The following is a 9,333-nucleotide window of genomic DNA, read 5'->3' on the forward strand; positions in this document are numbered from 1 at the left end:
CGGCGAGCGCGCCGACCCGGTCGTGGAATTCGCCGTAGCTCCAATGCCGCGCCGGTGCGTCGAACGGTGCCCAGATCAGGAACGGATGGTCGCGCCGCGTCTCGCTTCGCATGCGCAGCAACCAGGGAACGTCCATGCCATCGAACGGCGTGACTGTGCCCGGCGCGATAGTCGATGTCGGCATTGATCCTCCCGTGCCGCCTTCTGCGAGGCCGCTTCATCTTGCTTGGAGGAGTTGTGCCATCGTATCGGCCGATGAGCAAATCGTAACGCTATGCGCGCTCGTCGCGGCTAGCCTTCGTAGGACGATATCTCGATCAGGCTACCGTCGGGATCACGGCAATAGACCGAGCGCAAGGTGCCGCGCGCGCCCTGCTTGGCAACGGGGCCTTCCGCGATGGCGATGCCATTGTCCCTGAGATGCGCAACCACCTCGTCCGGCGTGCTCGTGGTCAGGAAGCACAGATCGTCGCTGCCGGCGCGTTCATGATCGGCCGTGAACCACTCGACCTTGTCCGCATCTGTCGGCCGCACATTGATCTTCTGGGTGCCGAACATCAGCGAGGTGCGCTTCGCCTTGCCGTGGCCGGGATCGAATACCACGGTCTCCATGCCGAGGACGGCCTGATACCACGCAACGGTGCGGGCGACGTCGGCGACGTTGATGACGAGATGATCGAGTGCGTGAACCTTGACCGGCATGGGTGTCCCTTTTGTCGCATGGCGGTCATGCTGGTCGCCGCCATCAGCGTCTGTTAAAACGTCAAACGAAGGCAATTCGATAACAACCATATCTCCGGGGAAACACATGATTTCACGTCGCCGCGCGCTTGGCCTCGCCGCATTGGGATTGCCCGCCATCATTACTGCTCGCCGCGCGGCTGCGCTGGATTATCCGACCCGCCCGGTGCGTTTCGTGGTCGGCTATCCCCCGGGCGGCGCTACCGACATCCTGGCGCGACTGGTCGGACAGAAGCTGTCGGAGACGACGGGACAGCAATTCGTGATCGAGAACAAGCCGGGCGCCGGCAACAATATCGGCACCGAGGCGGTGGTGAATGCGCCGGGCGACGGCTACACCGTGCTGCTGATCAATCCCGCGAACTACATCAACAGCTCGCTTTACGCCAATCTCAAGTTCGATTTCGTCCGCGACATCGTGCCGGTGGCGAGCTTCAATCGCGTGCCGAACGTGATGACGGTCAACAAGGACGTGCCGGCCAAGAATGTCGCCGAGTTCATCGCTTATCTGAAGGCGAATCCCGGCAAGGTGAACATGGCGTCTTCGGGCAACGGCACCTCGGTGCATCTGTCCGGCGAGATGTTCATGGCGATGACGGATACCAAGATGCAGCACGTGCCGTATCGCGGCGCTGCGCCCGCGATCACGGACATGCTCGGCGGCCAGGTGCAGGTGATCTTCGACAACATGCCCTCGATCATCCAGCACATCCGCTCGGGCTCCCTGCGCGCGCTCGGCGTCACCACCGCAGAACGCTCGCCGCAACTGCCCGACGTGCAGGCGATCGCCGAGACGGTGCCGGGCTACGAGGCCAGTGCATTGTTCGGCATGGGGGCGCCGAAGTCGACTCCAAAGGAGATCGTCGAGAAGCTCAACAAGGCGATCAACGCGTCGCTGGCCGACGCCAATATCAGGGACCGCCTGGTGGACCTCGGCGGCGCACCGCTGATCCAGTCGCCGGAAGAGTTCGGCAAGATGATCGCGGATGAGACTGCCAAATGGCAAAAGGTGGTCGCCTTCGCCGGGCTCAAGGTCGAGTAGTTGACCTGCTCGTAGTTCACGCGCCGAAGCGTGCAAGGGCGGCATGCGAAACTACGGCGCGAACTCATCGGCGTTTCGCATTCACCGCAAAAACTTCTTCCGGTCGCACCACTGTGTCGATTGTAGCCATTTGCGTGTGAACCGGTGCGCGCCAGATCCACACAGAGCTGATGGTAATGCCAAGGCCGCTTTTCGAACACGGAGCTGTGCTCGATTGCGGCGTCGCACGGAGGAGTGGAGATCATGCGCAAGATGATTTTGACGGCAGTGGCTCTGGTCGGAGCCGGATTTGCGAGCGTGGCCGGCACGGCGCCTGCGGCCGCTTATGATTATCCCTGGTGCGTGCAGGGCCGGGGCGTCGGCTATCCCGGCGACTGCTCCTACCAGACCTATTCCCAATGCCAGGCCAGCGCCTCCGGGCGCAATGTCGGCTGCGGCATCAATCCGCGCGTCGCCTTTGAGCGAGCTTATCGCGATGGACCGTACTATCAAACGGGACCGCGGCCGTCCCACTACTGAGCTGCGTGCAGCTCGGGGGGCAGGTCCAACAAATCATAAGCGCTGTCATTGATGACAGCGCTTTTTTGCGAGGCGACCAGGCGCGCGGGGCGTCAGCGGCGGCGCCTCACTTCTTATCGGCCTGCTCGGCGGCGGAGCACGTGATCAGCAGCGTATAGGCGCGGGCATTGCCGGCGATCTCGGGCGTCTTGAGATCGGCTTTGGATTCGTCGGTCTGGTATGACACGACGCTATTGTCGAGAAAGTCGCGCAACGCCCCGGTCTTGATCGCAAAATTGATGTTCTCGGGAATGTTGCCGGTGACGCTGGCGAACTTGATCGCATCCAGCTTGCTGGAGACGATGCCGACGAGCTGGCCGGAGGTGTCGAGCAGCGGCCCGCCGGAATTGCCGGGCTGCACCGCGGCGGTGATCTGCAGGACGCGGCTGTCGTTGAGGAATCCGCTCAGCGACGAGACGATGCCGGTCGTCACCGTGAAGTCCGAACTGAGCAGACCGTGATAGGGAAAGCCGATCGCGACCACGGAATCGCCAGAGCGGATCGAGCGGTCGCGGATCTTGACGAAGTCCTTGAATGAGGCCGCCGGGCCTTGCAGCAAGGCGATGTCGTTGAACCGATCCGATGACACCACGCGCAAGGTGACGGGCGCTTCCCCGGTCAGGTTGCCGTGGATCTCGCCGCAGCCAGCGATCACATGATTGTTGGTGACGATTTGCCCGCTCGGACTGATCACGAAGCCGGTGCCGCTGAAGCCGCCGCCCTTGGCGCCTCGGCTCGCTCGCGTGTCCTTGGATGTTTCCCCGGCGGGCGCCTCCGACTTCGCGGCGACCGGCTTGGCGAGCGAGAATTCGCCTGCGCTCTTGATGCCCTGGGCCTTGATCCTGGTAACGCAGTTGGCGATGACCGACATCAGCGGTCCGACCGAGGTCAGGTTGAATTGATAGGTACCGCTTGTGGTCGTCGCCGCCATCAGGCTGGATCTCTGCAGCGTGCGCGCGACGTTCGCCGGCAATGGCGCGGATATCAGGACCGCAGAAACGGCATTCGCGAAGATTCGTGCCGCCGATTGCCCGTCGAAGACGATGTCGATCGCGATGCTCTCGCCCTTGGTGTAGCGGGCCGCCGGATTAACGAAGCCGAGCAGCCAGGAATTCCCGGCGTTTTGGCCGATGATCAATCCCATGCCACTGGCGTAACCCGTGCTGGCGGAGCAATGCGAGAATGCGCCGGTGCTATCGTCGGTGAAGCCCCCGCCGCTCCAGGCTCCGACCTTGATGCTGCCAAAAGGTCCCGCCGCCAACGCGGACGAGATGATTGCCGCCTGCAGCAAACAGGCTGCTACGAATGCTCTGAACATGAACGCCCCCTGACCTCAAATCCGTCGGCATCGTACCCTGTTCGTTCCGTTTGAGGCAACCGGAAGTAGCGGATCTTTTTGCGGCCGATCCCGCTTGCGTGTTGATCGGCCGCGTGCCGCCGCGCTTGCCTTCACTTTGCGATCCGGTATACTTTGCATCACAAAGTTAGAATCGGGTTGGCACCTCCGACCCTTTCGCCCAGGGTTTGAGATGCGCGATCTCGACAAGGCGCTCGCCGACATCATTGCCATTCGTAGCCAATTGGCTGCGGGAACGGCTTTCCGGGGTTACGGGCCGGCGACGATGGCTGCGACGGCGGCCGTCGCATTGTCGACCACCTTGCTGCAGCAGATTTTTCTCGCAGATCCCACCGCACAACCTTTGCCACTTCTGCTCGGCTGGGCGCTCGCGGCCTTCGTCTCATTGGCGATGATCGGGACCGAGATGCGGGCGCGCTCGCGCCGGCATCACTCGGGCCTTGCCGACGCCATGATCCACCAGGCGGTGGAGCAGTTTCTGCCCGCCGGCATCGCCGGTGTGCTACTTGCGGTGCTGCTGTGGAAATTCGCTCCGGAAGCGCTGTGGATGCTACCCGGACTTTGGCAGATCCTGACCTCGCTCGGCGTCTTCGCCTCGGTGCGATCGCTGCCGCGAACGGTGGCGCTGGCCGGCGCCTGGTATTTCCTGGCCGGCTTTGCCGTGCTGCTGCTCGCCAGCACCACGCACCTTCTATCGCCCTGGATCATGGGCCTGCCGTTCGCGATCGGGCAGGGGCTGATGGCGGCGATCCTTTATTTCGCATCCGGAGAGGCCGATGCCGAAGACTGAAAACAGCGCGCCGTTTTCCTATGACGGCCTCGACCGCGTGATCCATGAGAAAGCGCGGCTCGGCCTTCTGACCTCGCTGATGGGCCATCCGAAGGGGCTGGCCTTCGCCGATCTCAAGCAGCTCTGCGGCCTGACCGACGGCAATCTCTCCCGGCATCTGCAGGTGCTGCAGGAGGCCGGTCTCGTCGAGGTCACCAAGGGCTACGAGGGCAACCGTCCGCACACCACCTGCCGCCTCACCAAGACCGGCCGCCGCCGCTTCCTCGACTATCTCACCGTGCTCGAAGGGCTGGTGCGCGACGCCGCCAAGGCCGCCGGCAGGGAGGATACGCCGCTGTCCCGGCTCGGCATCCTGCAGACCTGAATCCGTCCTCGCCCAATTCCCCATTTTGCCTTTTCTCGTCATGGAGCTTTGCGATGCAAAGTGTTTCTGAGCCTGGATCGACGGCTTTATCGAACGACCGTCTGCATGTCGGCATCATCATGGACGGCCATGGCCGCTGGGCGACGCGGCGCGGCCTGTCGCGGCTGCGCGGCCACGAGGCCGGGGTCGAGGCGATCCGCCGCGTGGTCGAAGCCGCGCCCGACCAGGGCGTCGGCACGCTGACGCTCTATGCCTTCTCGACCGACAATTGGCGCCGCCCGCGCGCCGAGGTCGCGGGGCTGATGACGCTGCTTCGCATCTATCTCGCCCGGGAGGTCGAGAGCCTGGTGCGCAACGGCGTCCGCCTCACCGTGATCGGTCGCCGCGATCGCTTGCCGGACGGCATCGCAACCGCGATCGGACGCGCCGAGGCCGCGACCGCCGATGGCACGACGCTACATCTGCGCATCGCGGTCGATTATTCGGCCCGGGATGCGATCCTGAATGCGGCGATCAAAGCGCGGCAGGTACCTGGCCTCGACCGCGAAGCCTTCTCGGCACTGGTAACCGGCGAAGCGGGCCTGCGCGATGTCGACCTCATCGTGCGCACCTCGGGAGAGCAGCGGCTGTCGGACTTCCTGCTCTGGGAGGGCGCCTATGCCGAGTTGCATTTCACGCCGCGGATGTGGCCCGAATTCGATGCCGAGGACCTCGCGACGGCGCTCGCCTCCTTTCACCGTCGGGAGCGTCGTTTCGGCGGCCTCGCAGCACTGCCGCTGGAGCCCGCGCCGAGTCTGTAACGGGTCCGCATTGTGTCGGATGCAATCTTCCCGGGTGTTCGGGAATCATCTACTGCTGCGTGCAGGATTCCCTCCGAGAGCCCTGATGAGCCGCCAGCAGCGCCGAACCCCCGGCAAGTCTTCCGCAAAGGCGGCGCCCCCGCAACGTGATCAGAAACCCGAGGCCCTTTGCACAGCGGCGCTCCGCCTGCTCCAGGCGGGCCAGCCTGACGACGCCGAGGCGGCCTGCCGCCAGGCCCTGACACTCGATTCCGGCCACGCCAACGCACTGCATGCGATGGGCCGGGTCTGCCTGGCCCTGGGCCGCCAGCAACTTGCGGTCGAGTGGTTCGCCCGTGCCATCACCCAGGATCCGACGGTCGCGGACTATTTCTCCGACCTCGGCGAATCCTTGCAGCGGTGCGACCGGTTCGACGAAGCCATCAGGGTCTATGACCGCGCCCTGCAGATCAAGCCCGACGTGCTGGAGAGCTGGCTGCAGCTCGGCAGCCTGTTGCGACGGCAGGGCCGCTTCGCCGAAGCCGCGCAGGCCTTTGATCGCGCGCTGCAGCTTGCGCCGGAGAATGCCGGTCTCTGGTACCAGCTCGGCGAGGTGCTGAAAGCGCAGGATCGCCGTGACGAAGCCGTGCTCGCTTACGAACAGGTGCTGAAGTTCCAGCCTGCGCATATCGAAGCCGCAAACTCGGCCGGCCTGCTGCGTTTCGAGGCGGAGCACTACAGCGAGGCGATCGGGCATTTCGATCTTTCGCTGCGACAGCAAGCGGACCAGGCCGGCGTGCTTTGTCTGAAGGGCATCTCGCTGCGCCGGCTGCGCCGCTATCAGGAGGCCTTTGCCAGCGGCGAGCGGGCGCACGCGCTGGCGCCGCACGACCCGGATATCGCCAACAGCCTCGGCTGCATCCTGCAAAATCTCGGTCACCATGACGATGCGATCGCGGCGTTCGACAAGGCGATCGCGCTGCGGCCTGCGTTCGCCGAATTCCACAATCATCGCGGCACCTCGCTGGCCGAGCTGCATCGCTTCGACGAGGCGTTCGCAAGCTTCGATCGCGCCATCGCGCTGAAGCCGGACCTTGCGGACGCGCATTGGAATGCCGCGCTGTTCAGGCTCCTGGTCGGCGATTTCGCCGTCGGCTGGGCGGCCCGCGAATGGGGCCGCAAGTGCCGTGCGGTCGGTTTCGTCGAGCGCAGTTTCGATGCGCCGCTGTGGCTGGCCGATGCGCCGCTTGCGGGCAAGACCATCCTGCTGCACAGCGACGAAGGCCTCGGCGACACCATCCATTTCAGCCGCTACGCCACCATGGTCGCGGAGCAGGGCGCGCGCGTGCTGCTCGAGGTCGATGCGGTGCTGCAGCCGCTGCTCGCTGATATCGCCGGCGTGGCGGCCTGCCTGAAGCGCGGTCTAGACCCGCTGCCGCCGGCGGACTTTCATTGCCCGCTGTCGAGCCTGCCGCTCGCCTTTGCCACGCAGCTCGAAACCATCCCGGCTGCGCCGTCCTATCTCCCGGCGCCCGCTCAGGATCGCCTGCAACGCTGGGTGGACCGGCTCGGGCCGCGCGACGGCTTGCGCGTCGGCCTGGTATGGTCGGGCAATCCGGCGCACCTCAACGACCACAACCGCTCGCTGCCGTTCGAGCGGCTGGCGCCGGTCCTCGATCTCGATGCGCGCTTTGTCAGTCTGCAGAAGGATATGCGGCCGTCCGATCGCGCGGCCTTCTCGGCGCATCCTGCCATCCTCGATCTCACCGCCGATCTCGGTGACTTCGTCGACACCGCCGCCTTGATCTCCTGCCTCGATTTGGTGCTGACGGTCGACACCAGCGTCGCGCATCTTGCCGCTGCGCTCGGCAAGCCGACCTGGATCATGCTGCCGTATACGCCGGACTATCGCTGGCTGCTCGGCCGCGACGACAGCCCGTGGTATCCGAGCGTGCGGCTGTTCCGCCAGGACGACAGTTGCGACTACACGCCCGTCGTCGCGCGCATCCGCGCCGCACTGAGCGCAGAACTGGCGGCGTTCGCGCGCTGAGGCCGCATCGCCAGCAATCCTAATGCGCTCGCAGCGACACCGAGAGCTCGTGAAAACGGCGGGTCAGCTCGGCGACGCTGCGCCAGCCGGTCTTCTCCCGCGTTCGCTTCAAATGCGTATACACGGTCGTGATGCTGACACCGCGGCTTTTTGCATAGGCGACCGAGGTCAGGCCGGTGCCCAGCGCCTGCACCAGATGCGCTTCGGCGTTGGTCAGGCCATGCAGCTCCTGCAGCATCCGCGCCGCCGAGACGTGCCGCTGCAGCGGATCATGCACCAGCAGCATCGCCACCGCGTCGTGCTGTTCGGTGCGATCACTCCTGGCGCGCAGCGGCCGCACCGAGATCGTGTAGGGCGGCAGGCCGTTTTCGCGCGGCACGGCGAAGTCGGCCGGCAGCAATGAACCGGAGGGATCGTCGATCCGTGCCACGGCCGCCAATGCCGCCGCGAACCGGTTGCGCAGCTCGGGCGAGGCGAACTCGATGGCGTGACGGTTGATCCGGAAATCCTTCTGACGGCCGGCCAGCAGCCGCAGTGCCTCGTTGAGATAGACGATGTCGCCGTCTCGCCGCAGCAGCGCGACGCCGTCGCTGAGGAGGTCGAGCGCGTGCTCGAACAGACCCTCTCGGCGAGGAGCCGCGTCCAGGCGCATCCTGGTCCGGTAGGCGCGTTGGAGATGCGGACCGAGACGTTGCATCAGCGCGATCTCCCGTTCGCCGACATGGCCTTGCCGCGGCGTGCGCTGGACGGTGATGGCGGTGAGTCGTTCGGGGGTCTGCTCGATGACCGCCGACATGAAGTAGCGCAATCCGACACGGGTCAGGAATTCGGCATAGAACGGATCGCGCGCCATCGCGTTTTCGTCGAGGACCCGATAATCCCAGCTCAAGCTGCCGGCGCGCTGATTGAGCACCATCGGCAGACGCGGGCTGAGTGGAGCGAAATGCGAGAGATATTCCGGTTCGGCCGTCGAAGGCAGCCCGACGCTGCGAAAGGCGATGCGGCCTTGCGCCGACTTTTCGACCACTTCGAAGGTTGCACCGCCGGCATTCATCAGATTGCTGAGGGTGCCAAGCAAGGGCTCGATACCATCGGCCTCCATGAACCCGGCGTAGATCGCTTCGACCGCCTGCGCGTAGGACTCGCTCGTCATCATCACCTCATCCCGCAGGAGCGCGATGCAGGTGCCGCGCCGACATGACCGTCCGGTGAGCCCGCCCGGACGTAAGTCCCCCTCATTGGTCATCTTCGGCGGCCTCCGGTTCAACGCGCCGTGTGCGGAGCGACGATACAACCTCCGCTTCGCCTGAAGCCGGGCCATTGGCGGTTCTGTCCAAGCGCGACAGCGCAGCCTGATGGATGATTGCGATCCGTGCGGCCGATCGGTCGCGGCCAGGAGATGGAGCATGACGATGTCGGTGGTCGGATCGCCTGTGCACGAGCTTCCTGGCCGATCTGGATTCGCACCTCCGCTCACTCGTTGACCATCTCGCCCGATCCGCCGAATTCGAGCGGAAAATCCTTCAGCTTGGGCAGCCCGTCGTGCATCGGCAGCACCGTCTCCGCGTAGTTCACATGCACGGCCGGCGCGAATGTCAGCTCCGGAAGCGTGGCGGCGAACACGTCGACCAGGCCGAGCGGCGGATGCGCGG

Annotated in this window: 9 protein-coding genes and 2 pseudogenes; 6 read left to right on the forward strand and 5 right to left on the reverse strand. The window is 65.0% G+C overall.

Annotation, left to right across the window (positions count from 1 at the left end):
* Both WA702_RS15260 and WA702_RS15265 read right to left on the reverse strand, forming a co-directional pair.
* Positions 1-184: pseudogene (locus WA702_RS15260) on the reverse strand (ATP-dependent acyl-CoA ligase); the annotation flags it as partial.
* A 107-nt stretch (positions 185-291) separates the two neighbouring features.
* Positions 292-702: a VOC family protein gene (locus WA702_RS15265; RefSeq protein WP_425111365.1), complete on the reverse strand. Its 411-nt coding sequence runs from the start codon at positions 700-702 to the stop codon at positions 292-294.
* Positions 703-808: 106 nt separating this feature from the next.
* Here WA702_RS15265 and WA702_RS15270 point away from each other — a divergent pair, with 106 nt between their 5' ends.
* Positions 809-1,783 carry a Bug family tripartite tricarboxylate transporter substrate binding protein gene (locus WA702_RS15270; RefSeq protein ID WP_425111366.1) on the forward strand — a complete coding sequence of 325 codons (975 nt, stop codon included), beginning with the start codon at positions 809-811 and terminating at the stop codon, positions 1,781-1,783.
* 243 nt (positions 1,784-2,026) lie between these two features.
* Positions 2,027-2,302 (forward strand): DUF3551 domain-containing protein, encoded by a 276-nt coding sequence (locus tag WA702_RS15275; protein WP_425111367.1) that lies wholly within the window; start codon positions 2,027-2,029, stop codon positions 2,300-2,302.
* A gap of 106 nt (positions 2,303-2,408) precedes the next feature.
* Here the strand turns inward: WA702_RS15275 and WA702_RS15280 are convergent, their stop codons facing one another.
* The gene (locus tag WA702_RS15280; protein WP_425111368.1) at positions 2,409-3,659 is read right to left on the reverse strand and encodes a S1C family serine protease; all 1,251 of its coding nucleotides are present in this window, start codon (positions 3,657-3,659) and stop codon (positions 2,409-2,411) included.
* A gap of 211 nt (positions 3,660-3,870) precedes the next feature.
* Between WA702_RS15280 and WA702_RS15285 the strand changes: the two genes are divergently transcribed.
* The 4 genes from WA702_RS15285 (at position 3,871) to WA702_RS15300 (ending at position 7,681) form a co-directional block, all read left to right on the forward strand.
* Entirely contained in the window at positions 3,871-4,488 is a 618-nt protein-coding gene (locus WA702_RS15285) for a hypothetical protein (RefSeq protein WP_425111369.1), read from the forward strand.
* Positions 4,475-4,852 carry a transcriptional regulator gene (locus WA702_RS15290; RefSeq protein ID WP_425111370.1) on the forward strand — a complete coding sequence of 126 codons (378 nt, stop codon included), beginning with the start codon at positions 4,475-4,477 and terminating at the stop codon, positions 4,850-4,852. The genes WA702_RS15285 and WA702_RS15290 overlap by 14 nt, the downstream gene beginning before the upstream one ends.
* Before the next feature lie 53 nt (positions 4,853-4,905).
* The gene (locus tag WA702_RS15295; protein WP_425111371.1) at positions 4,906-5,652 is read left to right on the forward strand and encodes a di-trans,poly-cis-decaprenylcistransferase; all 747 of its coding nucleotides are present in this window, start codon (positions 4,906-4,908) and stop codon (positions 5,650-5,652) included.
* Positions 5,653-5,737: 85 nt separating this feature from the next.
* The gene (locus tag WA702_RS15300) at positions 5,738-7,681 is read left to right on the forward strand and encodes a tetratricopeptide repeat protein (protein ID WP_425111372.1); all 1,944 of its coding nucleotides are present in this window, start codon (positions 5,738-5,740) and stop codon (positions 7,679-7,681) included.
* 19 nt (positions 7,682-7,700) lie between these two features.
* Here WA702_RS15300 and WA702_RS15305 read toward each other — a convergent pair whose 3' ends face one another.
* Entirely contained in the window at positions 7,701-8,927 is a 1,227-nt protein-coding gene (locus WA702_RS15305; protein WP_425111373.1) for a helix-turn-helix transcriptional regulator, read from the reverse strand.
* Positions 8,928-9,154: 227 nt separating this feature from the next.
* Positions 9,155-9,333 (reverse strand): annotated as a pseudogene (locus WA702_RS15310) (GFA family protein); the annotation flags it as partial.

This window comes from Bradyrhizobium sp. (assembly GCF_049798375.1).
GTDB lineage: Bacteria > Pseudomonadota > Alphaproteobacteria > Rhizobiales > Xanthobacteraceae > Bradyrhizobium.

Excerpts from the sequence above, each read along its gene's own strand:
- WA702_RS15290 (WP_425111370.1), top strand. The coding sequence starts at position 4,475 with ATGCCGAAGACTGAAAACAGCGCGCCGTTTTCCTATGACGGCCTCGAC.
- WA702_RS15305 (WP_425111373.1), bottom strand. The coding sequence starts at position 8,927 with ATGACCAATGAGGGGGACTTACGTCCGGGCGGGCTCACCGGACGGTCA.
- WA702_RS15275 (WP_425111367.1), top strand. The coding sequence starts at position 2,027 with ATGCGCAAGATGATTTTGACGGCAGTGGCTCTGGTCGGAGCCGGATTT.
- WA702_RS15295 (WP_425111371.1), top strand. The coding sequence starts at position 4,906 with ATGCAAAGTGTTTCTGAGCCTGGATCGACGGCTTTATCGAACGACCGT.
- WA702_RS15285 (WP_425111369.1), top strand. The coding sequence starts at position 3,871 with ATGCGCGATCTCGACAAGGCGCTCGCCGACATCATTGCCATTCGTAGC.
- WA702_RS15265 (WP_425111365.1), bottom strand. The coding sequence starts at position 702 with ATGCCGGTCAAGGTTCACGCACTCGATCATCTCGTCATCAACGTCGCC.
- WA702_RS15280 (WP_425111368.1), bottom strand. The coding sequence starts at position 3,659 with ATGTTCAGAGCATTCGTAGCAGCCTGTTTGCTGCAGGCGGCAATCATC.
- WA702_RS15300 (WP_425111372.1), top strand. The coding sequence starts at position 5,738 with ATGAGCCGCCAGCAGCGCCGAACCCCCGGCAAGTCTTCCGCAAAGGCG.
- WA702_RS15270 (WP_425111366.1), top strand. The coding sequence starts at position 809 with ATGATTTCACGTCGCCGCGCGCTTGGCCTCGCCGCATTGGGATTGCCC.